Below are 25528 nucleotides of genomic sequence, written 5' to 3' on the forward strand. Positions count from 1 at the left end.
GGTTTTGGGTTGAGAGGGAGTTAACCATGCAACAAAAGTCGTTGAAAAAAGCACTAGTGGTAGAAGGTGGCGCTATGCGCGGCGTATTCGCTGCGGGCGTGTTAGACAAGTTTATGGAAAAGGGCTATTTCGACTTTGACTTTGCTATTGGTGTCTCAGCTGGAGCTACCAACCTCTCTACTTATGTCACCAATATGCAAGGGTTAAGTAAGCAGATCATTTTGAATTACGCGACTAAGCGAGAATTTTTTAGCCCCTTGCGGTTTGTAAAAGGTGGGCACATGACCGATGTCCATTGGCTGTGGCATCATTCCAAACAATCCCTTGGTATACCTTCACCAGAGGCGGGAAATTACATGCCTCTCTATGTAGGCGTGACGAACGTAGACTCTGGAGAATGTGAATACTTCAAGGCAACCAAAACCAATGTTGATGATTTAATGGTTGCATCATGTGCATTGCCAACAGCATTCAGGGAACAACCTCGCATCGGCAATCATCGCTACGTCGACGGCGGTGTTGCAGACGCCATTCCGGTAAAACAAGCCTATGACATGGGTGCACGTGAGATAACCGTTATCCTTTCTCAACCACCAGGCTTCACTAAACCTGCAGTAAAGTCGACATGGTTACTCGAAAAAATGTATCGTGATCAACCTGAATTGCTTAACAGCTTACTCAACCGACCTAAAATTTATAACGATACATTGCAATTTATCACTAATCCGCCTAAAGACTGTGTGGTGCATGTAATAGCGCCAGATGTTGGCTTTTGTGTAAAACGCCTTACCATGGACAAGAAAAAGCTTCTACGCGGTTACGCACAGGGTAGGCGCATGGGGCGTCGGTTTGTGCAGACCATTACTCAGCGTTTAGCGGGTTAATTACTTTGCTATAACTCACCTGTGAAACCTCATTTTTATCTTGCATGCCAATCCGTATCTGATTTGATACAGCAGCGCGTTTCTTGCTCTATTCCAACCCTCATTCCACTGCATACTTAATTAAAGTAAGAGTAAACAGTGCATTGCGCTGTATCTTTTCGCAGACATGCCAACCTACAAAGGTCTATCGTATCCTTACTTTCTATCTATCGAGCTAATCGAACTGTAATCAAAAGCATCTTCGCCATCTTGGACTTTTCACTTAACGTGTTGATTAATATTGCTATAGTGTATTCGTGTAAGTTTTACATAATAAGCCGTGCATATTTTTCACACGTGGTTCAGTTCTTGCTGAATGAGAAAGATACGCGCATTTTTGAAAAAAATTTTGTTAGTGGTAATCGATGTCAGCTCTAACTCAAACGTGTAAAAAAAGCTGATACAAAAAGAATAAAAATTTATACCTTAGGCTAAATCTTAACGCCGTCATCTGGCAGGGCATCTTAAACCGTGGCAGTATCAGCGCTCACTAAAAAGTGTAAATAAAAATTAACGTATGCAACTAAAAAAACAAAAAACGTCACTTGGTCTAATTAACCCGAAAAATCCAGTGAATGTCGCGTCTATCTTAAGAGCGGCGGGATGCTACGGCGTTGCCTCGGTTTTTTATACCGGACAAAGATATAGGTTAGCCAAAGAGTTCAATGCAGACACTAAAGCATTTCACAAAATAATACCCACAATTGGCGTTGAGAGTCTTAAAGACGCAGTGCCAAAAGGTGCAGAAGTCGTTTGTGTGGAGTTAGTAGAAGGCGCGGTTCCTTTACCGCATTTCGAACACCCTGAAAATGCGTTTTATATTCTTGGTCCAGAAGATGGCAGTGTGCCGCAGGATGTGTTGGCGTGGTGTGACCATGTTGTCTATATACCAACTTTTTCCTGCATGAATTTGGCCGCAACAGCAAATGTACTTTTATATGACAGGTTATCAAAATCAGACTTTATTAGCGGGGATGCGCTAATTCGCAGCAGCAGAGATACGAACAATACAACAAAAATCTAACTGTTTAGAAAGGCCGGGAAGCTAACTGAATACAAAAAGTGTGGGAGAGTTTTGCGTTGAAGATTAAAACAAAAAAAGCAATGCGAGCACTAAAAAGCTCAGTAACGGAAAAAATGAAAAGAATTCCTTCGTTTTTACCTCGCGTATTGTTAAAAGAAACTTCTCTTGATGAGGAGATAGTGCGGTTCTTCTTCAGCCGTTATCAACTTGTTGTGGCTAATGATGATGACGAAAAAGAGGTTTCTTTTAAAACTCGCCATAAAGTTTATTGTGAAGAAATGAAGTTTGAGCAAACCACAGCTTCTTCACTAGAAATAGACCAGTATGATGACAGAGCGATTAACTGTTACATCAAGCACCTTCCCACAGGAGAATGTGCTGGCACTATCAGGCTTGTTTTGCCAAAGGAAGAAGACGGTTCGCTACCATTAGAAGAAAAGTTCTCTGATGCATTTAGCAGCTCCTCATTGTTGCCATCAAGTTTAACTAGCGAAGGAGTATGTGAAATCTCACGTCTAGCGGTACCACGAGAGTTTCGCGTGCGACAGTTCAAATCCAAAGTCTTCCCAAGAAAAAAACTTAATAAAATAAAGCAATCCAAAAACTTGGACTTTAACTTAGAACACTTTCCCTATTTGTCCATTGCGCTTTATCTGATGGCCACAAGTGTTTGTCTTCATTTAAATATGTCTCATGCCTACGTACTCATGGAGCCAAAACTGGCGAGGCGAATGAAAGCATTTGGCATTCATTTTAATGAAGTTGGTGAAGCAATAAGTTTTAAAGGTAAGCGAGTGCCTTATCGTTTATCGTCAACAGATTTTCAAAAAGATCTATCCAAGACGTTACAGCGATTTAAGCGCGAAGTGCATGATACTATGCAGCCGAGTCTGCAAAAGATGTCATTGGGTATGAGCATGCTAGATAATAAAGTGGATTATGCAAACATTGACTACAATTCCGCAGTGTTTCAACGTGTTGGCGATAGTAAGGTATCGAGAGCGGCTTAAAAAAACCTACTCTTCGGATTTTTACGCTTTGAATACGTATGCATGTTTTTTAACAATACGTTAACGCGTATCCTATCGGCATTCACTGACAACTAAAGATGCACGAATGCCGACTATCACACCTTCATCTACTAAATCTTTCGCAATTGCTGTTATGCTAACGAGTATTTTCGCGTGTTCAGATGCGAATGTTATTAGCAACAACAATATTAGCAACAAAATTAGCAACAAAAATGCCAATAAACAGGGCGATAATCAAATCTCAATCCACACTAATGAACATGAAACGAGTGACTCATTAAACCAAGGCAAGCCGGTGGTTTATCAGCTTTTTACTCGCCTATACGGTAACAAGATTACCGCGAATGTGCCTTGGGGGACCATTGATGAAAATGGTGTTGGAAAGTTCAATGATATAACAGATACGGCCCTTGCCAGTATAAAATCGCTGGGTACAAGTCATGTGTGGTATACCGGCGTTCCTCATCATGCAGTGATTAACGACTATACCGAGTTTGGGATTTCCAATGATGATCCAGATGTTGTAAAAGGCCGTGCAGGTTCACCTTACGCTGTTAAAGATTATTACAACGTTAATCCCGACCTTGCCGAAGATCCAAACCAGCGTTTAGAGGAATTCGAAGCCCTTATTTCCCGAACGCATGAAGCGGGAATGAAAGTTATTATTGATATCGTTCCTAACCATGTGGCTAGGCGCTATGAGTCATTGTCGATGCCAGAAGGCCATAGTAACTTTGGAGAGAACGACGATACAACAGTCACTTATGCACGTGATAATAATTTTTATTATGTTGTAGATGAACCGTTTCAAGTCCCAACTTCATCAGATTATAAACCGCTAGGCGGAGAGCAACACGCTCTATTAGACGGGAAGTTCGAGGAATTTCCTGCTAAATGGACCGGTAATGGAGCGCGGGCACCTAAGCCTGATATAAACGATTGGTATGAAACGGTTAAAATTAACTATGGTGTAAAACCCGACGGTAGCTACGACTTTCCAACACTTCCAGCTGAATATGCAAATTTGTCATACCAACAGCACGTCGCGTTTTGGGCAGATAAATCGCTTCCTAATTCTTGGTATAAATTTCGAGACATTGCGCACTATTGGTTAGATAAAGGTGTTGACGGATTTCGTTATGATATGGCCGAAATGGTTCCCGTAGAATTTTGGTCGTTTTTAAATAGTAGTATAAAGCAGAAGCGACCAGACGCATTTTTATTGGCAGAGGTATATCAGCCCAGCAAATATCGCGACTATTTACATTCAGGAAAGATGGACTATCTATACGATAAGGTAGGTTTTTACGATACGTTAAAAGCCATCATGCAGGGAAGGGGAAAGGTGAGCGATCTCGTTTCTGTCCATGACAATGTTGCTGATATTGCATCGCATATGCTGCATTTTTTAGAAAACCACGATGAACAGCGCATAGCAAGCCCAGACTTTGCGGGAGACGCTGAAAAAGGAAAACCTGCACTAGCCGTAAGTGCACTAATTAGTAGTGCTCCAACCTTACTTTATTTTGGGCAAGATGTTGGCGAAGACGGCAGCGAAGAGACCGGTTTTGGTGATCCAACGCGCACAACAATTTTTGACTATGCTGGTGTACCAGCACATCAGCGTTTTATGAATAACGGCAAATTTGATGCGGGGCAATCAACAGAAGAAGAAAAAGCGCTGCACAGCTTTTACAAAGATGTCATGAACATTGCCGCAACACACAGTGCTATCAATGGTCGTTATAAAAGTCTACATGCCCTGAACCTGAGCGAAAAAGACTCTGCCTACTCTGAACAGCAGTTTGCATTCGTGCGAGAGGAGAACGATCAGGGGTTCATTGTGATTGCTAACTTTAGCGATAACGCTACAGGCCCTATTTCACTTATAGTGCCTGCCTCGGCAATAAAAGCGTCAAGCAACAACCTTGCGCTTAAACCTTTACTTTCCCACAAGGGGATAACCCTTGAGCAGGAAGGTGCTAACTACCGTGCCATTATAACCTTAGATGCCCTTGAAACTAAGGTGTTTGCTTTTTAAGCAGCACCTTTCTTTGCACCGGTCCACTTCAGGCATTTGCCGTTGAAGGCTATGACTGTCGTACCTATTTTTTCACTTATCCTACTTGTTGCGTGTATCACTTGTTTTGCCACTTATTTTATCTAGCCCTTCGTGAATACGTATGCAGAGCGTTGGTATGAATAAGTGTACAAGGTAGTATCTCGATATGATTCTGTACTTAACGTATTATTAACATTGGTGTTCATGTGTTTAATTTTAACAGCGTAAGCCATGCTTTCCTTCTAAATCGCTATCGCGCATTGCCGTTGCTTCTCACTTCGGTTGTATCATTGGTGGCAGCGCCGGTTAACGCATTACAACAAAGTGAACTTGAAGTGTATCCCCCTAACTGGTGGGCGGGCATGCAACATCCTGAAGTGGAGTTGATGATTTACGGTGAAGGTGTAGCTGATGACACTGTTTCTATTGATAAAGGTAAAGCAACAATTAGTCGAGTTAACGCATTAGATAGTGAAAACTATCTTTTTGTAACGCTCGATATTTCGGCGGCTCGAGCGCAAGATCTTACGCTTACGTTGACCGACAATGATGGGAGCTATCGAAGGCTTCATTACTCGCTTGATAAACGCAAAGAAGGCTCTGCGTCGAGAAAAGGCTTTGGGCCAAAAGACGCTATCTACCTGATTGCACCTGACCGCTTTGCAAATGGCAATACCGCAAATGATAACGTTGACGGTTATCAAGATAAAGTAGACCGCCAATTAAAAGGTGGCCGTCATGGCGGCGATATCCAAGGTATTGTGGACAACCTCGATTACATTAAAAGCATGGGCTTCACGCAGATTTGGACAATGCCTTTGCTTGAAAATGCGATGGATAAGTACAGCTACCACGGCTATTCAACCACAGATTACTACAACATTGACCCGCGCTTTGGCTCTAATGACGCCTTTATAGAGTTCAGTGAGCAAGCAAAATCCGAAGGGGTTGGCGTTATCATGGATATGGTGCTTAATCACATCGGTAGTAATCATAAGTGGATGGAAGATACGCCATCAAAAGATTGGATCAATAATGAAGGAAAATTCGTCGCCACCACCCACAAACGAGAGTCTTTGCACGACCCTCATGCCATAGAAAGCGATATCAAAAGGTTTAGCGATGGGTGGTTTGTGCCTACCATGCCAGATTTAAATCAACGTAATCCACACTTGGCCAATTATTTAGTTCAAAATGCTATTTGGTGGGTAGAGACTGCAGGTTTAAGCGGTATTCGTGTAGATACATACTCTTATCCAGATAAAGTATTTCTAAGTGAATGGACAAATCGCTTAATGGACGAATACCCTAACTTTAATATCGTGGGTGAAGAATGGTCTGTAAACCCTGCAATCACGGCCTACTGGCAAGCGGGTAGTCAGCGCCACGATGACTATGATAGCGCCCTTCCATCAGTGATGGATTTTCCATTGCAGGCTGCCGTTGTTAAAGCATTAAACGGCGATGAAAGTTGGAACTCTGGTTTTATTACGGTTTATGAAACCCTGGCTACCGACTTTTTATATGGCGACCCGAACAATTTGGTTATTTTTCCCGATAACCACGATATGAGCAGAATCTATACGCAACTTGGACACGATAAAGCCAAGTGGAATATGGCGATGACTTTATTGCTTACAACCCGAGGGATCCCACAGGTATTTTACGGAACGGAAATTCTAATGGGTAACGAAGGCAGTAATGACCACGGTATTATACGCTCTGACTTCCCAGGCGGGTGGCCTTCAGATAGTGATAAAAACGCCTTTACGGGTAAAGGGCTCAATAGCGATGAACGTTGGGCTCAGCAGCGCATTAAAGCCTTATTAAAGCTGCGTCAAACATACCCGCAACTATTTCAAGGCAAGTTAAAACACTATGCGCCCGTTGACGGTGTTTACACCTATTTCCGCACCGCTGATAGCACGGATAAGAATTCCGAAAAAATCATGGTGGCTCTCAGTAAAGAATCTGTAGACTTATCTTCAACATCTTACACAGAGATGCTGAAAGAAGGACAAACCTTAACTCGAGTGAGTGACGGTAAGACATTTGAAGCAACAGACACGATTAGCTTACCGGCTATGTCTGCAAGCGTATTCATTGTGAAATGATCGTATTCAATTAATTTAAAAACAATAAATAGAGCAAAGTATGCAAGTAACTCAACCTCGCCTTTCTTTTTGGCAAATTTGGAATGTCAGCTTCGGCTTCCTTGGTGTTCAATTTGGTTTTGCCCTGCAAAACGCAAATGTTAGTAGAATCCTTTCAGACCTAGGCGCCGATCTCCACTCCCTTTCTCTGTTCTGGCTAGTGGCGCCTATTATGGGCCTTATAGTGCAACCTATTGTTGGTTCTGCATCAGATAGAACGTGGAATCGTCTAGGGAGACGCCGCCCATTTATTCTTGCTGGTGCTATTGCAGCAGTATTGGGGATGATTTTGTTACCTAACGCCCCGTTATTCGTGGCGTTTCTCGCACCCATGTTGATGGGGGCGTTGATGGTGGCACTCATGGATGCGTCGTTTAATGTATGCTTTCAGCCGTTTAGATCGCTAGTCTCCGACATGGTACCGCCCTCGCAACGCAACGTAGGGTATTCTATTCAGTCTTTGCTAATTAATATTGGTGCAGTAATTGGGTCTATTCTTCCTTTTGTTCTCACCAACGTGGTTGGGCTAGAAAATACAGCGCAAATGGGGCAGGTTGCTCCCTCAGTAATGTGGGCGTTCTACATTGGTGCGACTGTATTATTAGGCACGGTAATTTGGACGGTAATAAGAACCAAAGAATACTCGCCAGAGCAATATAATCAGTATAAAGGCTTAGCGGTAGAACAAACTCCTATTCAAGAGAAAAAAGCGCCTTTAAGCCAGCGCCTGGCGGAATTCTTCAAGCTAGTGGCCACTATGCCTAAAACTATGAAACAACTTGCAGTGGTGCAATTCTTTTCATGGTTTGCTTTATTTATTATGTGGGTATACACCACACCAGCTATTACTCAACATATCTGGAATGTAGACAAACAGTGGTTTGACCCAGCATATATTGCGGCCGCACCTATGGTGCCCGAAGCTATCGTAATGGCCAAAGGTGCCGCAGGCGATTGGGTGGGTATTTTATTTGCTGCCTACTCTGTATTTGCCGCTATTTTTTCAATTTTCCTTGCCAAACTTGCTGATAAATTCGGACGTAAAACCATCTATGCAGGCGCTCTTGCATTAGGTGGATTAAGTTACATCAGCTTTTTATTTTTCCAAGACTTAACCATGGTAAACGTAAACTTATTGATCACAGAAGTTACCGTGCCTCTCGGTGCAGTTAAGCTATTGATTCCTATGGTAGGTGTCGGTATTGCCTGGGCGGCTATTCTTGCCATGCCATATGCCATGTTAGCAGGTGCGTTACCTGCAGATAAAACAGGGGTTTATATGGGCATTTTCAACTTTACCGTAGCGGCTCCTCAAATTGTTTCAGGGTTAACAGCAGGTTGGATATTAAGTAGCGTATTCGACAACGATGCCAAATACATTATCGTGGTAGCAGGTATTTCAATGATGATAGGCGCGTTATCGGTATTTTTTGTCAAAGAAGCTGATACCAGTGATATTGCGCAAGAAGAGGGAGTTATTACCGATGGCGTTTAAACCAAATATTGTTGCTCTTACATTAACTGCACTATTTGTTACTGGGTGTTCTAACAATAGTATGGTGAACAGTGATGTTGTTACGACTCATGCCGGTGCGCATTCAAAGAGCATTAACACTTCAAGCAGCGACGAAAGCTCTTTCATTGCGGGCACAACAACACCATTTGCGAGCGAGGCCGTATATTTCGTTGTTACTGATCGTTTTGTCGATGGTGACAAAACAAATAATTATGAAAATCAGGGCGGTGAGCACCCCACGTGGCAACTTCCCCTCGAAGGCCCTGATGGTAAAAAAGCCTATGTTGGTTATATGGGCGGCGATTTAAAGGGCATAGTCAAAAACGCGGAGTATATTGCCAATATGGGCTTCACCGCGGTTTGGATGACACCTGTTCACGATAATCCAGATTATGCATTTAATGGTGATGAGCAAATAACTTACGGCGGGGCGTTTAAAGACGGAGGAAAAACCGGTTATCACGGTTATTGGGCGTCCAACTTCTATAAACCAGACGAACACTTGGTAAGCGATGACCTGAGCGTAAAAGAGTATACATCTCAAATGCGTAAGCTGGGTTTGAAGTCAGTGTTTGATATCGTTGCAAATCATGGCTCGCCAAGTTTTACCATGGACGAGGATTTGCCGGGTTATGGTGAACTTTATGACAAAGACGGAAGGCTTGTGGCCGATCATCAAAACCTTAATCCAGAGCAGCTTGACCCAGAAAACAACCCTTTGCACAGTTTTTTCCATGACTACCCAGACTTGGTTAAATTATCTAATTTAGATGATGAAAACCCAGCGGTAAGAGACTATTTAATAAATAGTTACCTTTACTGGATTTCCCAAGGCGCAGATGCTTTTCGCATAGATACAATAAGACACGTACCGCATGCATTTTGGCGTGAAGCATCAGATAGGATCCGCAGCGAGCGCCCAGACTTTTTTATGTTTGGGGAGAGTTTTGATTACTCCGCGAATAATATTGCCCAGCATACTCTGGACAAAAATGGTGCTATCAGCGTTCTCGATTTCCCGATGCAAAAAGCCATGCTATCGGTGTTTGAAAACCCACTCGACAGTGATTTTTCAGAAATGGAAGAGGTATTACATCTCACCCATGGCCCTTACAAAAATGTTTATGACTTAACTACGTTTTATGATAATCACGATATGGCTCGTATGAATGCCACTGATGAAGGGTTCATCAATGCCCACAATTGGCTATTTACCGTGCGAGGTATTCCTGTGGTTTACATGGGATCTGAGATAGGGTTTATGAGAGGCACTGCAGAACATGCCGGTAATCGAAACTATTTCGGCCAGAAGCGAATAGAAGCAGCAAAGGCGCACCCAATCAAACAAGCATTAACCACTATTGCTAATGTGCGTAAGCAAACCCCTGCATTGCAGCGAGGTTTGCAAGTGAACGTTTCGCTTTCTGGTCACCAAGCATCATTCTATCGAGTTCTTAACACCGATGAGGTTCAACAAACTGCACTCGTTTTGCTTAACAAAGGCAATAGACCCAGCGTGTTCAATGTTAAAAAGTTTATACAAAAAGGCGATTGGCATGAGCAAATAAGCGGTGAGCGTAAACGCGTAGAAAAAGGTGAGTCTTTATCGACAACTGTTGAGCCTAATGGCGTTCAAGTATGGGTGTTAGACGAGATGATTACGCAGCCTGAACTGTTAAAAGCAGCCTCATTCCAAATGTCTAGGCAGTAAGTTTTACTCTCAGTAATCTTGTCTTTAAGAATTTATAAACAAAATAAAATGGCGCTTGATTAAGCGCCATTTTCGTTTCCACACGATTGTCGAATTATCACTTCTGCAGGCATCAGGTAATCTTCAACCCGCTCGTTGTTAATGGCTTTTAACAACGTATCGACAAGTAATTCGCCTGCTAACTTTGTATTTTGTTGCACGGTTGAGAGTGCGGGGGTGGTGTATGCAGAAACGGCAATATTGTCATAGCCCACTACGGCAACATCATTAGGCACAGAGATGTTAGCTCGCCGCAGCGCTCGAAGAGCCCCCATGGCAATTAAGTCTGAGGCACACACAATTGCTTCGGGAAGTTCATCGCACTCAATAAGCGATTTAACTGCATCTGAACCGTCGTCTTCGGTAGAAATCGCATTTCTTTGAACGCTACACTCATTTAAATTATGTTGTTTTAGCGCGTCTTCATAACCTTTATAACGAGCCATAAATTCAGGTGCGTGCTCGCCATTGTCGCCAATAAACGCGAAGGTTTTTTTACCCAACGATATGAGGTGCTCGGTAATGCTGTGACCGCCTTGGTAATTGTCGCAGCCAATACTCACGCCAGGGTGGGCCTTGTCGGGAGCGCCCCAACGAACAAAATGGGTGCCTTGTGACTCTAGTTGTGCCACCTTTGTCTGATAATCGGTGTAATTGCCGTAGCCCAGCAAAATAATGCCGTCGGCCTTGTTGGAATCTTCGTATTCTGCGTGCCAATCGTCTTCTAAGTTTTGGAATGACACTAAAAGATCGTAATTAGCTTTAGCGCAGGCACGTGTAATGCTTCCTAGCATCGAAAGAAAAAAGGGATTGATCATTGAATCATCTGACGTTGGATCTTCAAACAATAACAATGCAATAGTACTGCTCTTTTGTTTTCTTAAATTGCTCGCATTTTTGTCAACTTTATAGTTGAGCTCTTGTGCTATCCGCTGCACGCGCTCCCGTGTCTCTAGGTTCACAAGAGGGCTGTTATTGAGCGCTCTTGATACCGTCGATTGTGACACGCCTGCTAGGTGAGCAATATCAAAAGAGGTGGCTTTTTCTTTCATAAACATCTTTTCTCGCTGGAACGACATTGTTGTCGCTAATTTCAGACTACCACACTTTTTCGGATTGTTTGGTTTCTGAATTTTTTTTTTGTACGTTTTGTAATGTTGAAAGAGTGAGATTGCAAGCGTTTATACGTCTTTTAACTATTAACTAAACATCAAAGACTTAATGAAAATAAGTGGTCACAATAAAAAGTACACTCATTTTGTGAAAGTGGCGGGTGTGAAAGAATTTGTTGTCAGAGTATTTGCACAGACAAAGTTTCGGTGCATATTCGACCAGTTGTCAGTGTTAATTCAATAAAACGTGGTTGAAGCAATTGTGTCAGTGGTATACTCACGTCATTATTACAATTACTTGTGCATAAGGGGAACATGCGAATGGCCGAGACTGAGCATCGTCCGACCAATTTTATCCGACAAATCATTGATAAAGATCTTGCCAGTGGTTTGCATGACTCAATAAAAACGCGGTTTCCGCCAGAGCCTAATGGCTTTCTTCATATTGGTCATGCGAAATCCATTTGCTTGAACTTCGGAATTGCGAAGGATTACACGGGTACCTGTAATCTCCGTTTTGACGACACGAACCCAGCAAAAGAAGATATTTCGTTTGTTAATTCTATAAAAGAAGACGTTAAGTGGCTTGGTTTTACATGGAGCGGTGAGGAGCGTTATTCCTCCAACTACTTCGACCAACTACACGGCTTTGCAAACGAATTGATCGACAAAGGTTTAGCCTACGTCGATTTTTCTAGTCAAGACATTATGCGAGAAATGCGCGGTACATTGAAAGAGCCGGGCAAAAATAGCGAATATCGCGATACGGATGTTGAGACTAATAAACGTGAATTCGCAAAAATGACAGCCGGCGAATATGCCGAAGGCGAGTGCAGCCTGCGCGCAAAGATTGATATGACGTCACCGTTCATGTGCATGCGCGACCCTGTTATCTACAGAGTAAAGCACGCCCACCATCATCAAACTGGTGATAAGTGGTGTGTGTACCCAATGTACGACTTTACTCACTGTATATCAGATGCTATCGAGGGCATTACGCATTCGTTGTGTACACTGGAATTTCAAGATAACCGCCGTTTATACGACTGGGTAATTGAAAATATCTCTATCGATTGCAGTCCTAAGCAGTATGAGTTCTCTCGTCTTAACTTGGAATACACGGTACTAAGTAAACGCCGCCTTATTCAATTGGTTGATGAGAAGCACGTTCATGGGTGGGACGACCCACGCATGCCAACCATAGCTGGCTTGCGACGCCGGGGCTATACGCCTGGCTCAATTGTCGAATTTTGTAAGCGCATTGGCGTAACAAAAATGGACAACATGGTAGAAATGTCCATGTTAGAAGCCTGTATCCGCGATGACTTAAATGTGAATGCCCCTCGTGCTATGGCCGTTCTCGATCCCATTAAGGTCGTTATTGAAAATTACGAAGAGGGGGCGACAGAGACTCTGGCGGCTCCTAATCATCCTAACGATGAATCAATGGATACGCGTAACATCACGTTTAGCCGTGAAGTGTGGATTGAAGCTGAAGATTTCCGTGAATCGGCGAACAAGAAATTTAAACGACTCGTTCTCGATAAAGAAGTTCGACTTCGTAATGCCTATGTGATTAAAGCTAATCGTATAGAAAAAGACGAAAACGATAACGTAACCACAGTGTACTGTACTTACGACCCGGATACGCTTGGCAAAGACCCTGCTGATGGCCGTAAAGTAAAAGGTGTCATTCACTGGGTTGACGCTGCAACCGCAAAGGCCGCTGAATTTAGGCTCTATGACCGTTTATTCAATGTACCTAACCCGGCTGCGGAAGAAAACTTCACCGACGCGATTAACCCAGAATCTCTTGAAGTAAAACAAGGCTGGGCTGAAGCTGGCTTGATAGATAATGTACCTGCAGTGGGTGCATGGCAATTTGAGCGTACCGGTTATTTTTGTTTAGACAGCGACAGCACACCAGAAAAACCGGTGTTCAACCGCACTGTTGGATTGCGAGATACCTGGGCAAAAATAGAAGGTTAGCCCTTCTAAGGAAAGTTGGCGCTAAATTCGCGCTCATTGGTACTCGGGCCAACTGAAAAATGACTGCCCTAAAAAAAATAAGCCGCGTTAATACGCGGCTTATTTGTGTGTGGCGCTTTAGGCGCCTATTTCGGCTGACAGTCTAGCGATTCGCCATTAACCTCTGCACTTTCATCGCCCATGAGATATAGATAAGTGGGCATTATATCTTCAGGTGTTTTCAGTGCATTTGGATCTTCTGCTGGAAACGCCTGTGCGCGCATGTTTGTCCTGGTTCCACCTGGATTTATGCAATTAAAGCGTACGTTCTTGGTCTTGTACTCGTCAGCTAGCGTTTGCATTACGCCCTCAGTGGCAAATTTTGATACGGCATAAGTACCCCAAAAAGCACGCCCTTTACGGCCCACACTTGACGTTGTGAAAACCACAGAAGCGTTTTCGGCTTTGAGTAACGCCGGAATAAGTGCCTGGGTCATGAATACCATGCCGTTGAGGTTTATTTGCATCACATCTTGCCATTCCTGAGGGTCAATATCCTTAAAGGCGCTTAAATGACCGAGAATAGATGCATTGTGCAGCAGGCCGTCCAAGCGACCGAACTGATCAATAATAGTTTGCGCCATTTGCTGATAGTGATTAGGAGTAGCACCTTTGATATCCAGCGGAACTATGGCGGGTTCGGCATGCCCAGCGTTCACAATGTCATCGTATACTGCTTCGAGTTTCGAGACTGTTCTACCAAGCAATATACACGTTGCACCGTGTGCAGCGTAAGTCTTAGCCGCTTGCGCACCTATACCGTCTCCGGCACCGGTAATAAGTATTACTTTATTCTCAAGTAGATTACGAGGGGCGTGATAGTCGTTCATTAAATTCCTTAAGTGCACCGAATCTTGTCGGCATAATAATATGTCGCGGTAAGGTGCTTGATCATACTGATACTGACGAACAAGTAAAGAAGGCGATATGCATGCATAGTGATAAAAAAGTGCGTAAATATATATAAAAAAACCGATATCAAATGCTGATATCGGTTTTTAATTCTTTATATGAATAACCAATGAAGTTGGTCACTCACTATGACATTAGTTGTTATTAGTTGGCCACTACTGACTCGTCAAAAATAACTACAGTTTCGCCACCAGTAGAGATAAACGCTGCCGCGCCGCGCTGCATCTCTGTTGTCGCACCCGCACTCGGGCTAGGGTTTAACAATGAAGAGTGTGAACCTTCAATAAAGCGTACTAAACTATTTCCCTGCGTCGTTGTTGATACTCCCGCAACACCTGCAAACTTAGCCAGCGGCTCTGTACCTGCAAACGTTGGTGCATTCACTGTAGAGTTAGGAATAACCTGATCAGGCAATGCCGTGCTGCCGTCATCATTTGTACCACCGCCGATAACTTCGTGTATCACGAAGTCTGAGTTTTCAGCAAGCAAACCAGCAAAGTTATTTGGATCAGACGAGTCGGTAATCGTTTGAGCGGCAAAAGCAAATTGTGCAAATGTAGCATCGACACTGGCTTTGGTTGTAGCATCCAGACTTGCGTAGAACTCCACGAAAGCAGGGACCAGTGCTTGTTCAGCGGTAAGTTCATTTGCTTGGGCATACTGACCGACAAAGGCTACGAAGTCCTCAGAAGACGAAGCGAGTAGGTTTGCCTTGATTAAGTTACCAAATGCAACTGATTCTAGTAAGAATGCCGCAGTGCCGCCACCCGGCACACTGAATACCGCACTATTAAATGCAAACATATTATCGAAGTTTGCAAGCGGGTTACCCTCACCAAATGATTCATTTGACATTGCAACGCTGCTTATTCCAGTAATTGACCCTAAGCTTTGACCTACAAACGATACGTCGTTAGCGTTAAGTTTTACCGAACCACCCGTTGTATCAACAACAGCGTTCAAACCAAGACGAAGCCCCATTACATCGACAATACTCTGACGATTGTTATCACGTGTGGTCAGCAATGACGCTAAGTTAAGGTAATCCGTAGGATCGCCATTAACCGCCGCTGATGCATTGACCATTTCGCCGTCGATCATGAAGCCACGACTACCGTGAAGTGGGTGATCGATAGCAACCGTTGCGTATCCTGCTAGTGATAATGCCCCTGTAATCGCTAAGAAGTCTTCTTTGCGCGAGGTGATACCATGTTGCAAGATAACAACTGGCCAGCCGGCCTCAGGAACAGCTGCGATAGGGCTAACACCTGATGCTGGGTTTGCAGCAACAATATTGATAATGTTGATATCAGGCACGGTAATTTGAACATCAAGTGTTTCAGTACCGTCAGGGTTACTGCCTTTACGTGCAGGGATTGGGCTGTAGCGCGTTACGTGACGCAAATCGTTAATACCTAGGTTTGTAAGGTCTAAGTCCAATAACGTCCCACCACTTGCTTGTTGGCATAATTCATTATTTGGACCTGTTGTAATTGTACCGTCAGCAAGCAGTGCACCAATGTTTTCTGCACCAATGGTTTGCAGTGCTAAACCGTTAGTACATGCTGCAGACCAACGACCATTAAGTGGATCTTCTGCATCAAGGTAATAGGGTAAGTCGATGCTACCTTGTTTCATTGAGGCGGCACAAAATGGCGCTACCTGAGAGAAAACCTCAGTTGCCGTAGGGTTTAACGGTGACGCAGGATTCAATACTGCAGATACAAGGCCTGAACACGTATTTAGGCCAACTGCTTGGAGTTGTGCCAACGTCGCACTACCTAATAGCGTTGGTGCCAATACGTCAAACGCAGTGTCGACTGCCGCTTCACCAATTGGAAGTACCGGCAATGTGCCTGCTGCAACAGCTTGTGCTGGCGTTGCACCTTGTGAAAGCGCAGTCGCAAATGGCGCGATCGCGAGTGATTTAACAGTCTCAATAATCTCAGTAGTCGATTGCGTTGTGAACGTGTAACTGAATACAAGCGAATCGCTACTTACACCAGCTTGTGAGGTAAGCACACCTTCATAGGAATTAATAAGGCCTTGCAAGCTAAGTTGTGACTCAGTTGAAAGAGGGAAGTTATTAATGTCCTGGCGTAAGCTCTCGTAAGCCGTGGAAGGCTTAATTGATTGGCCATCACTTGCTTTGAGTCCATCGGTAACCGCCACGTAGTAAGTGGTTGACCCTTTAAGTGGCTTAAGCGGAATTACCGCAACATCGTTGCCGCTAGCCTGAGTAATGAAATCTACGCCGAATGTTAGTTCTTCATATATTTTACAGCCCGAGATTGGCGGTGCAGTTGTACAGTCAGAGTCATTCAAATCGCCGCCAATAGCCCCTTCAAATAGACGTACCGAACCAGGCGCTGCCGCTGAGGCTTCGTCTAGTGTGATACCGGCAGGGTGGGAGGTAGAGAAAGTAAATGGATGCTGTGTAGACCAACCATCAAGCGCGCCTAAAGCTGCTGAGGGGTTGCTAAAGTCAGGTATTCCATTTGCTGCTTGACCTGCTACCTCATCAGGCATTTCTAATGTTCCATCATCTGTCTGCTCTACCAGAGCAAAAAACAAATCGCTTGGTACATTAAGTACGCTACCGGCAGGGTCAAACAAAATTCGTGAGGCAGGACGCTCTATAGCGGTTTCCGCTTGAATTGTTTCTAAGTCATCTCCGCCACCGCAACCAGCGAGCACAAATGCTGCAGAGATACTTGTGCTGATTAACAGTTTTTTCATTCTTTCTCCCAAGATACTAAGGTGAGTTGTCAACTCGATTGTTTCTTCGCACAATAATTGGTGGACAATCACTGTTCGAACAGACTATTAACAAGTATGACCAGTTATTATTCGTCTTATAGTATTGACTTTGTTATCTATTTGCAAAGGTTTGTTAAGTATTTGTTAGGGATATCTATCAATACTTTGAAAAATCATATTACAGTGAAAAGCAGAAGAGTACTTATTGGCTCTTAGCAAAGTAAATGTAGAGCGCATCACTTCAACAATATAGACCGATTTAATTACAATATACTTTAAACAATAGTACAAAGTTAGATGAAGATATGAATGCTTAAATGTATGATACGCATAAATGTAAGTCTTGTGTTTTATCAACGTGTTGATAATTCAACGCTTGTTGGCTTTGAGAAGATATTATCTAGGAGTAAGGTTTGGAGTTTTTGTACGAATATGGCTTATTTGTGGCCAAAGCGATAACGCTGGTCGTTGCGGTTGTCGTTGTTGTTGCAACAATTGTTGGTGTGGCAAACAAACAGAAGCACGGTAAAGGTCAGTTAGAGATCACATCAATCTCAGACCAACTCAAAGACATTACTAACTATGCAAAGCAAGTACTGCTAGACAAGAACTCTGCGAAAAAGCTAGCGAAACAGCAAAAGAAAGAAGAAAAAGCAAAGTGTAAACAAAAAGACGACGAAGAAAAGTCTCCAAGGTTATATGTTATTGACTTTAAGGGCTCTATGGATGCTGGAGAAGTCGATAATTTGAGAGAAGAGATTACGGCAATCTTGTGTGTAGCGGATAAAGACGATGAAGTATTAGTTCGCTTAGAAAGCGGCGGCGGTGTTGTTCATGGTTACGGTCTTGCAGCATCTCAGCTTCAGCGCATAAAGCAAAAAGGGCTTAAGCTAACAGTTGCGGTAGATAAGGTTGCTGCCAGTGGCGGCTATATGATGGCCTGTGTCGCAGACACGCTATTGGCGTCACAATTCGCTTACATTGGTAGCATTGGCGTGCTAGCACAGCTGCCAAACTTTCATAAGCTGTTAAAGAAAAACGATATCGAATTTGAACAACACACAGCGGGCGAATTCAAACGAACCTTAACGATCTTTGGCGAGAACAATGATGAGGGGCGAGCAAAATTTAAAGAAGAAATAGAAGAAATCCACGTTTTATTTAAAGACTTCGTTCATAGCCAACGCCCAGAAATGAATATAGATAAAGTCGCTACTGGTGAGTACTGGCCTGGAATAAAGGCAAAAGAACTTGGGCTTATCGACGATATAACGACGTCCGATGACTACATTCTTTCTCACTACCCAAAAAGAGAGATCTTTAGCGTAAAATATTCGGTTAAAAAGAATGTTGCCGAAAAGCTTGGAATGTCTGCTGCATCTGTGGCTGAGCGTGTTCTGATGAAATCGTGGAGCAAAGCCAGACACTGGTTTTAAATTACTCGTTTAAGTGAGAGGCCAATAAGGCCTCTATTGCTCTGCGCAAAGATAATAAAAATGGCAAAAAACACTAAAAATGACATTTTAGATACAGCGGAATACTTGTTTTCTCAACAGGGTTTTACTCAAACCTCTATGAGAGAAATTACTGCACGGGCAGGGGTTAACTTAGCGTCTGTAAATTATCATTTCGGCAGTAAGAAGAACCTGATCCAAGCAGTATTTAAACGATATTTCGATCATCTCATGCCTTACATCGATGCATGTCTAAAAGACCTCGAACCTAAAAAAGGCGCAGCAGGTGTTGAGCATTTGCTGTATACGTTAACTCCTCCTATGCTGGAATTAAATGTAGTTAGCGAACAGGGCACTGCCACTTTTGTGAAGTTGCTAGGGAGAGGCTACAACGAGACGCAAGGTCATCTTCGGCGTTTCATCATGAGTCATTATGGAACCACCATTAGATCACTGGTTAACGCAATTCAACTTTGCCTTCCACACGTACCCGAAGAGGAATTGTTTTGGAGGCTGCATTTTGCCATTGGTAGTTTTGTTTTCTCTATGGCGTCAAGCCAAGCGTTAACAGAAATTGTTGAGTCTGACTTTCAAAAACATGTTGATATTGCAGAAGTTATCTCTCATCTTATTCCGTTTGTAGCGCAGGGAGTTGCAGGTAACTAAATCTGTTACAATGCGCAAAAAGTAAAGCGTACATGAATTACTGCTCAAAGTTACAAGCCTGTATACGGCTTAATGTCACTCTATCGAAAAGAACTGCAACAAGGTGATAAAGCTAAATGGTTTTGTCGCTCAATCCTACCTTTCAAAGGAGTTTATGTGTCTGTAAATAATCAAGACTTAAAGGTTTATTTAGACGGCCTGCTGCGCGTTAATGAAATTAGCGATTATTGTCCCAATGGAATGCAAGTTGAGGGCGTAAAAGACATCGCCAATATTGTCACTGGTGTCACGGCGAGCCAGGCACTTATCGACGAAGCCATTCTGCGCAAAGCGGATGCAATTGTGGTTCACCATGGTTACTTTTGGAAGGGCGAGTCTCAGTGTATTACCGGTATGAAAAGGCAGCGTTTAAAGTCGTTAATTGAGAACGACATAAACATGTATGCTTACCACCTTCCACTCGATGTTCATCCTGAATTAGGAAACAATCGCCAATTAGCAGATTTACTTGATATCGAAAATGTTGCTGCACTATCTTCGGTAAAGCCCATTGGCGTTGTTATGCAGGGCGAATTCCCCGTTGCAATTACCGCCGCTGAATTAAAAGATCGGCTTAAAGCGGTTCTAGGTCGCTCTATTTTGCTTGAGGGTGCTGAAGAGCGTGAAATTAAAACCCTGGCCTGGTGCACTGGTGGTGGCCAAGGTTTCATAGAGCAAGCGGCCGATTTAGGAGCAGATGCATTTATTACCGGCGAGGTGTCTGAGCAAACTATTCATATAGCCAGAGAGCAAAATATTGCTTTTTATGCCGCTGGGCACCACGCGACAGAGCGGTATGGCGCAAAAGCATTAGGTGAGCACATTGCTTCTCAGTTTGATGTTACTGTTGATTTTGTCGACATCAACAATCCGGCTTAACTCATAATAAGTGTTTAAAAATTAATGAGAGACGATCATGTATTTGACGGCATCGCGGATAAGTTTGCCAAGAATATCTATGGAACGACAAAAGGTAAGTTAAGGCATACCTTATTGTGTGACGTGCTTACCCCTCACTTACCTAACCACGCTCACGTTCTTGAAATAGGTGGCGGAACGGGTGTTATGACAGCGTACTTGGCGTCCATGGGTCACAAAATTGTGCTCACAGACGCATCAAAAGATGTATTGGTTCAAGCAGAAGAACTGTTTTCCCAAAGTGCCAATGCGAGTTTTCGCGATAATATAGAAATTCGTCAGCAGTTTTTGCAGGACATCAACGATTTTACACCATTCAACGTTGTAGTGTGCCATGCGGTGCTTGAATGGCTTGATGAACCCTACGAGGCCTTGTCGATGCTTTATGATCGCATGGCGGCAGGCACTACATTAAGCCTAAGCTTTTTCAATTACGATGCGAATTTGTTTGCGAATGCTATTTATGGCAACTTTGACTATATTGCCAAGGGGATGAGGGCGAAAAAGCAGGTTCGTTTAAACCCTAAAAAGCCGCTTTCGGCTTTAAAAGTACTGGAATACTGCGAATCACTTGGTTTTTCAATCGTCGAAAAAGCAGGGGTGCGTTGCTTCCATGATTATATGCGTGATATATCGCATCAGGCATCAAAATATGATGAATTGCTAGCGCTTGAGAGGCAGTACCATAAGCAGGCTCCCTACATGTGGTTAGGTAAATACTTTCACATTATTGTTAAAAAGTAGCTGTATAAACGTCGCATTGGATTAAAGCTGTTAATCGAGTACAACAGTGTTGTTCTCGTTAATGATATTATCTAACGTTACATGGGCAATTTCGTTCAACGCTTCTACAGTGAAAAAGCCCTGATGGCCCGTTACCAAAACATTGGGAAAAGTGATAAGGCGCTGAAAATTATCATCCTGTATAATTTCATGAGAGCGGTCGGTAAAGAACAACTCAGACTCTCTCTCGTATACGTCTAAGCCGAGATAGCCGATTTTTCTGCGCTTGAGTCCATTAATGAGAGCGGTGTCATCCACCAATCCGCCTCGCGACGTATTAATTAACATCACTCCGTCTTGCATTTTTTGAAGTGACGCTTCGTTAATCATGTGGTTGCTGTCCTCAGTGAGAGGACAATGAAGCGAAATAATTGTACTTTCAGAAAATAGCGTTTCTATATCGACATAAGACGCGCCTAGGTCTTTTACCGTTTCGTCTTCGAAGGGGTCACAGCAAAGTACTTTGCAGCCAAATCCGCGCAGAATTCGAATAACCGCTTTACCAATTTTTCCTGTACCTACAATACCTACCGTTTTATTGTGAAGCGTGAATCCCATTAAACCGTTTAACTGAAAGTTACCTTCTCGCACTCTGTTATACGCTTTATGCGTATTGCGATTAAGAGTCAAAATTAGTGCGATAGTATGTTCAGCAACGGTTTCAGGACTATAAGCTGGAACTCGGCTAACCCGAATATTGGCTGCCTCGGCAGCGCTGATGTCCACGTTGTTGAATCCAGCACACCGTAAAGCAATGTGTTTTACTTTGCAGCTGGCAAGTATTTCAATGGTTTTAGCGTTTAAGTCATCATTAACAAACGCAACAACAACGTCGAAGCCTTGGCATAAAGGCGCGGTAGAAGCGCATAGCGTATGCTCAAAATAAGTGATGTCCATGTCTTTCTTTTGGTTTGAGACGTTGCTCTTTAACGCTGCATCAAAAACATGGCGGTCATAGTCTTGGGTACTGAAAAACGCTATTTTCTTTTTCATCATCATCCTTTATGGAGGTGTGTTAACCGTTATTGTTGAGAAAGCAGAGACTCAATATCTTTTGCTATATCGCCTGGCTTCATTGTTGGCGCATAACGCTTTACTACATCGCCTTGGCGGTTGACTAAAAACTTTGTGAAATTCCACTTAATGCGTTTGGTTCCCAGTAATCCAGGCGCTTTCTCTTTTAGTTGTTCGAACACTGCGCTCGCGTTCGGTCCATTAACCTCAACTTTTTTGAAAAGGGGGAAAGAAACACCGAAATTCACTTCACAAAATTCGGCAATATCTTCATCTGACCCAGGCTCTTGGTGACCAAACTGGTCGCATGGAAAACCTAGAACCTCAAATCCACGCTCTTTATATTTATTGTAAAGTGTTTCTAGCCCTTTGTACTGGGGCGTAAATCCACATTTGCTGGCGGTATTAACAATAAGCAATACCTTTCCTTTATATTGCTCAAGGTGAATGTTGTTACCGCTATTTGTTGTTACCGTATGCTGATAAATAGTCAATTTGCATCCTTTATGTTTTTGTTGTTGTGAATTCTGATATTCTCATCATATTCGCGGCTGAACAGTATCTATATTCGAGTAAGTGTTTTTCTAAGATAGCTTAATTCTACTTAACTATTAAGCCAGTCTTTGTTGATTACGCATGCTGTGTATTTGATATGTCCTCGGTCAGCGCTTCATTTATCGCAAATAACAAGAGAGTACTTTGCATGTCAGATTTAAAGGTAAGCTTTTTAGGACTCGGTGTCATGGGTTTTCCTATGGCAGGGCACCTTGCAAGGGCTGGGTATAAAGTCACCGTTTATAATCGAACCAAAGAAAAAGCAGAGAACTGGTTGGAAAAGTACGCCGGTGCTTTGGCCACATCTCCCGAGCAAGCTGCGGAAGAGGCAGACATCGTTTTTATGTGCGTGGGAAACGATAATGATGTAATGGAGATTGGCACCCGTGCGCTTAGCGCAATGAAACCTAACTCTGTGCTAGTCGATCACACAACAGCCTCTGCCGATGCAGCAAGAGAATTGAATAAACATTGTGCCGACAAAGGTGTGCACTTTTTAGATGCGCCGGTGTCAGGTGGGCAAGCAGGTGCAGAAAATGGGCAACTTACCATTATGGTAGGCGGTGAAGATCAGATTTTCTCACGCGTCCAACCTGTTATTGATGTTTATGCACGCCATAGTCAATTACTGGGACAGTGCGGTAGTGGCCAATTGGCCAAAATGATGAATCAAATTTGCATTGCCGGCATCGTACAAGGTTTATCAGAGGCACTGCACTTTGGTCAAAAAGCGGGCTTAGACTGCAATGCAGTGGTCGATGTAATAAGCAAAGGTGCTGCACAATCGTGGCAAATGGAAAATCGCGCAAGTACTATGCTAACCAACACTTACGATTTTGGTTTTGCGGTAGATTGGATGCGTAAAGATTTAGGCATTGCCCTTGATGAAGCTAAACGCAATGGTTCCACGCTAGCATTGACCGCCTTGGTCGACCAATATTATGCCGATGTGCAAAAGCTTGGTGGCGGGCGATGGGATACATCGAGTTTATTAACCCGCTTAAAGTAACGAAAAATCTTTTAACTATTTTCTTGCACTAATAGCGTAAGCTGCTCTAGACGCCCTCGATTTGTTTCACTTAGTTGCAGTTCAGATAGGGTGTCGAGCAGCTTGTGAATGCCATAACGCCGATAGACAGCGGTGTCAGCTTCAATCATGCATTGAAGTAAATTAAGTCCAAAGGCAGCGGTTTCTGGTGATAGTTGGAATGCGTCATAGAAGTGTTTCATGGCCTGGCTAAACATACCTTCAATGAAAAGCTGTGTACCCGTATCATTTATGGCTATCGCCTGTTCATGATTAAGCCCTAAACGTTCACCACCTGCAAAGATGGACTCGTCGTTCATTACTTGCTCAGAAATACCTTGAACGTCGCTGTTCTTTTGCTTTGCCATAAGCAAAAGTTCACCAGCTTTGCGCTCATCGCCAAGGCTGTGGTGGACTTTTGCTGCTATAACAAGGGTCGCGGGTTCAGTCCTTAAATGGTTTTCCATATAGTCAGCATCTAAAAAGTGTGCTGCTTTTTCCAAATCATCATCGAGAACTGAAGAGAAGGCGAGTAGGTAATCTCTTTTTTGTAAAACTTGGCTATCAGATTGATTACGGCCTGCTATGCCCACTAACTTTCGTGCCTGAGACAGACTTTCTTCTCGGTTACTTTGTGGTGAGTCTTCAGCGAGCAATAGGTAAAACTCTGCTAATTCAAAAGTAAAATCATTGAATCTGTCTTTTGCTGAACGATGCAGTGCACGTTTCTTTTGTAGCAGTTCGATAGCTTCTACTACCTTATCTTGCTTTTGAAACGCTAGGCTTTTTAGCTTTGCAGCGGGCAGGCTAAGTTCACTAAATCTTATTTGCTCCAAGTATTTTTCAACCTCTTCATAAGAATGCTGTTCAAAGGATAAGGAGGCCAGCCATTCAAAGGCTTCGTCTCTGGCAAGGCTTGAGTTGACCATTGAGCTTAGCTGTTCTTTACAATCAGGCCACTGCCCAGCGGAATACTGACACTTTATTTTACCCCACTGCGCCCATAATACTTTATCCGAGCGACTAAGAATGTCGTCATAAATACTGAGTGCTCGCTGTATTTCACCGTTTTCATACAATAAGCGAGCGTATAATTTGCGGATATCTGATACCAATCGAGGAGGGATGCCTTCCTTTATCTTGCTTCTTATAACCCCTATCGCACGCTCTAATTGTTTATTATCTAATGCCTGCAAAACATTTTTTACAAAGTCGCGGTAATATAAATAATGCTTTATTTGGCGAGAAAGAGAGGCAATGGTGTAGGGTTTGATAAGCAAGATATCGGGCTGTAAATCCATGATACGACCAATAACTTGACCGCTTCTATCAGAAGTCAGAAATATTACGCCGGTGCTAGGTTTTATATAGCCTGCTTCTTTTAAGCTTTGGAGCCATTCAACGCCGGTTTTCCCCTCACCAAGGTGATAATCCATTATGATGAGTTCGAAATTTTGTTTTCGCAGCGCAGCCTTTAACTCAACACCTGATGTGTAGCTACTTACTGATAAATTGGCAATCGACATAACGTGGCCGCGCAGCGCAGTGCGTGCAGTCGCGTTGTCTTCAATAATAGCGGCTCGTAATTCCACAGAAACCAAGGTTGTACTTAACTCTTTTAATAGCTTACCAGTGAACCTGTAAAACTGCACGTAACATTCATTCACACGTCCTAGCAAAGAGATGCTTTCTCTGTCGTCACAAATTATTTACGTGCCTGTAATTATAATTTAATTAATGTTTTACCTTTACGTTTACGTAAGGGGTAACTTTTAGTTATTGTGTTAATACAGTGTAAAGT

The 25528-nt window shown here is 43.2% G+C and carries 19 protein-coding genes; 13 read left to right on the plus strand and 6 right to left on the minus strand.

The window, feature by feature from the left end:
• Positions 1 to 41 precede the first annotated feature (41 nt).
• The 7 genes from CW735_RS08030 (at position 42) to CW735_RS08060 (ending at position 10420) form a co-directional block, all read left to right on the plus strand.
• A complete protein-coding gene (locus CW735_RS08030) occupies positions 42 to 884 on the plus strand; it encodes a patatin-like phospholipase family protein (protein ID WP_100973213.1) in 843 nt (280 codons plus the stop codon).
• 556 nt (positions 885 to 1440) lie between these two features.
• On the plus strand, positions 1441 to 1947 hold the full coding sequence (locus CW735_RS08035) for an RNA methyltransferase (protein WP_071979747.1): 507 nt from the start codon (positions 1441 to 1443) through the stop codon (positions 1945 to 1947).
• A gap of 113 nt (positions 1948 to 2060) precedes the next feature.
• Positions 2061 to 2957 (plus strand): PEP-CTERM/exosortase system-associated acyltransferase, encoded by an 897-nt coding sequence (locus CW735_RS08040; protein WP_232368391.1) that lies wholly within the window; start codon positions 2061 to 2063, stop codon positions 2955 to 2957.
• 106 nt (positions 2958 to 3063) lie between these two features.
• Positions 3064 to 5019, plus strand: a complete 1956-nt coding sequence (locus tag CW735_RS08045) for an alpha-amylase family protein (protein ID WP_232368392.1) — start codon at positions 3064 to 3066, stop codon at positions 5017 to 5019.
• A gap of 227 nt (positions 5020 to 5246) precedes the next feature.
• Complete coding sequence (locus CW735_RS08050) at positions 5247 to 7154, plus strand: glycoside hydrolase family 13 protein (protein ID WP_071979744.1); 1908 nt, start codon at positions 5247 to 5249, stop codon at positions 7152 to 7154.
• 40 nt (positions 7155 to 7194) lie between these two features.
• Positions 7195 to 8688: an MFS transporter gene (locus CW735_RS08055; RefSeq protein WP_071979743.1), complete on the plus strand. Its 1494-nt coding sequence runs from the start codon at positions 7195 to 7197 to the stop codon at positions 8686 to 8688.
• Positions 8678 to 10420, plus strand: coding sequence for an alpha-amylase family glycosyl hydrolase (locus CW735_RS08060; RefSeq protein ID WP_071979742.1), 1743 nt, complete (start codon positions 8678 to 8680; stop codon positions 10418 to 10420). Before CW735_RS08055 ends, CW735_RS08060 begins: the two co-directional genes overlap by 11 nt.
• Before the next feature lie 59 nt (positions 10421 to 10479).
• Here the strand turns inward: CW735_RS08060 and CW735_RS08065 are convergent, their stop codons facing one another.
• The gene (locus tag CW735_RS08065) at positions 10480 to 11511 is read right to left on the minus strand and encodes a LacI family DNA-binding transcriptional regulator (RefSeq protein ID WP_071981260.1); all 1032 of its coding nucleotides are present in this window, start codon (positions 11509 to 11511) and stop codon (positions 10480 to 10482) included.
• Positions 11512 to 11892: 381 nt separating this feature from the next.
• On the opposite strand from CW735_RS08065, the gene glnS reads away from it, so the two are divergent.
• Entirely contained in the window at positions 11893 to 13560 is a 1668-nt protein-coding gene (gene glnS / locus CW735_RS08070) for a glutamine--tRNA ligase (RefSeq protein ID WP_100971647.1), read from the plus strand.
• Positions 13561 to 13685: 125 nt separating this feature from the next.
• Here the strand turns inward: glnS and CW735_RS08075 are convergent, their stop codons facing one another.
• Together CW735_RS08075 and CW735_RS08080 are read right to left on the minus strand one after the other, a co-directional pair.
• Positions 13686 to 14429 (minus strand): YciK family oxidoreductase, encoded by a 744-nt coding sequence (locus CW735_RS08075; protein WP_071979740.1) that lies wholly within the window; start codon positions 14427 to 14429, stop codon positions 13686 to 13688.
• Between the two features lie 226 nt (positions 14430 to 14655).
• A complete protein-coding gene (locus CW735_RS08080) occupies positions 14656 to 17250 on the minus strand; it encodes a VolA/Pla-1 family phospholipase (protein WP_071979739.1) in 2595 nt (864 codons plus the stop codon).
• A gap of 434 nt (positions 17251 to 17684) precedes the next feature.
• Between CW735_RS08080 and sohB the strand changes: the two genes are divergently transcribed.
• The 4 genes from sohB (at position 17685) to CW735_RS08100 (ending at position 21092) form a co-directional block, all read left to right on the plus strand.
• The gene (gene sohB / locus CW735_RS08085; protein WP_071979738.1) at positions 17685 to 18707 is read left to right on the plus strand and encodes a protease SohB; all 1023 of its coding nucleotides are present in this window, start codon (positions 17685 to 17687) and stop codon (positions 18705 to 18707) included.
• Between the two features lie 60 nt (positions 18708 to 18767).
• Positions 18768 to 19391 carry a TetR/AcrR family transcriptional regulator gene (locus CW735_RS08090; protein ID WP_100971649.1) on the plus strand — a complete coding sequence of 208 codons (624 nt, stop codon included), beginning with the start codon at positions 18768 to 18770 and terminating at the stop codon, positions 19389 to 19391.
• 156 nt (positions 19392 to 19547) lie between these two features.
• Entirely contained in the window at positions 19548 to 20309 is a 762-nt protein-coding gene (locus tag CW735_RS08095; protein ID WP_071979736.1) for a Nif3-like dinuclear metal center hexameric protein, read from the plus strand.
• Between the two features lie 24 nt (positions 20310 to 20333).
• Positions 20334 to 21092, plus strand: coding sequence for a methyltransferase (locus tag CW735_RS08100; RefSeq protein ID WP_071979735.1), 759 nt, complete (start codon positions 20334 to 20336; stop codon positions 21090 to 21092).
• 30 nt (positions 21093 to 21122) lie between these two features.
• On the opposite strand, the gene CW735_RS08105 is transcribed toward CW735_RS08100, so the two are convergent.
• Positions 21123 to 22124 (minus strand): 2-hydroxyacid dehydrogenase, encoded by a 1002-nt coding sequence (locus tag CW735_RS08105; RefSeq protein WP_100971651.1) that lies wholly within the window; start codon positions 22122 to 22124, stop codon positions 21123 to 21125.
• A gap of 29 nt (positions 22125 to 22153) precedes the next feature.
• Positions 22154 to 22639: a glutathione peroxidase gene (locus CW735_RS08110; protein ID WP_100971653.1), complete on the minus strand. Its 486-nt coding sequence runs from the start codon at positions 22637 to 22639 to the stop codon at positions 22154 to 22156.
• 209 nt (positions 22640 to 22848) lie between these two features.
• Here CW735_RS08110 and CW735_RS08115 point away from each other — a divergent pair, with 209 nt between their 5' ends.
• Positions 22849 to 23709 carry an NAD(P)-dependent oxidoreductase gene (locus tag CW735_RS08115; protein ID WP_100971655.1) on the plus strand — a complete coding sequence of 287 codons (861 nt, stop codon included), beginning with the start codon at positions 22849 to 22851 and terminating at the stop codon, positions 23707 to 23709.
• Between the two features lie 11 nt (positions 23710 to 23720).
• Here the strand turns inward: CW735_RS08115 and CW735_RS08120 are convergent, their stop codons facing one another.
• Complete coding sequence (locus tag CW735_RS08120; RefSeq protein ID WP_332310106.1) at positions 23721 to 25253, minus strand: response regulator; 1533 nt, start codon at positions 25251 to 25253, stop codon at positions 23721 to 23723.
• Positions 25254 to 25528: the final 275 nt, after the last annotated feature.

Source organism: Alteromonas sp. MB-3u-76, assembly GCF_002831605.1.
Classification (GTDB): domain Bacteria; phylum Pseudomonadota; class Gammaproteobacteria; order Enterobacterales; family Alteromonadaceae; genus Alteromonas; species Alteromonas hispanica.

What these genes read in the sequence shown, in the direction of transcription:
- CW735_RS08035 (WP_071979747.1), top strand. Translation starts at nt 1,441, where the DNA reads ATGCAACTAAAAAAACAAAAAACGTCACTTGGTCTAATTAACCCGAAA.
- CW735_RS08040 (WP_232368391.1), top strand. Translation starts at nt 2,061, where the DNA reads ATGAAAAGAATTCCTTCGTTTTTACCTCGCGTATTGTTAAAAGAAACT.
- CW735_RS08045 (WP_232368392.1), top strand. Translation starts at nt 3,064, where the DNA reads ATGCCGACTATCACACCTTCATCTACTAAATCTTTCGCAATTGCTGTT.
- CW735_RS08055 (WP_071979743.1), top strand. Translation starts at nt 7,195, where the DNA reads ATGCAAGTAACTCAACCTCGCCTTTCTTTTTGGCAAATTTGGAATGTC.
- CW735_RS08060 (WP_071979742.1), top strand. Translation starts at nt 8,678, where the DNA reads ATGGCGTTTAAACCAAATATTGTTGCTCTTACATTAACTGCACTATTT.
- CW735_RS08065 (WP_071981260.1), bottom strand. Translation starts at nt 11,511, where the DNA reads ATGAAAGAAAAAGCCACCTCTTTTGATATTGCTCACCTAGCAGGCGTG.
- glnS (WP_100971647.1), top strand. Translation starts at nt 11,893, where the DNA reads ATGGCCGAGACTGAGCATCGTCCGACCAATTTTATCCGACAAATCATT.
- CW735_RS08075 (WP_071979740.1), bottom strand. Translation starts at nt 14,429, where the DNA reads ATGAACGACTATCACGCCCCTCGTAATCTACTTGAGAATAAAGTAATA.
- CW735_RS08080 (WP_071979739.1), bottom strand. Translation starts at nt 17,250, where the DNA reads ATGAAAAAACTGTTAATCAGCACAAGTATCTCTGCAGCATTTGTGCTC.
- CW735_RS08090 (WP_100971649.1), top strand. Translation starts at nt 18,768, where the DNA reads ATGGCAAAAAACACTAAAAATGACATTTTAGATACAGCGGAATACTTG.
- CW735_RS08100 (WP_071979735.1), top strand. Translation starts at nt 20,334, where the DNA reads ATGAGAGACGATCATGTATTTGACGGCATCGCGGATAAGTTTGCCAAG.
- CW735_RS08105 (WP_100971651.1), bottom strand. Translation starts at nt 22,124, where the DNA reads ATGAAAAAGAAAATAGCGTTTTTCAGTACCCAAGACTATGACCGCCAT.
- CW735_RS08115 (WP_100971655.1), top strand. Translation starts at nt 22,849, where the DNA reads ATGTCAGATTTAAAGGTAAGCTTTTTAGGACTCGGTGTCATGGGTTTT.
- CW735_RS08120 (WP_332310106.1), bottom strand. Translation starts at nt 25,253, where the DNA reads ATGTCGATTGCCAATTTATCAGTAAGTAGCTACACATCAGGTGTTGAG.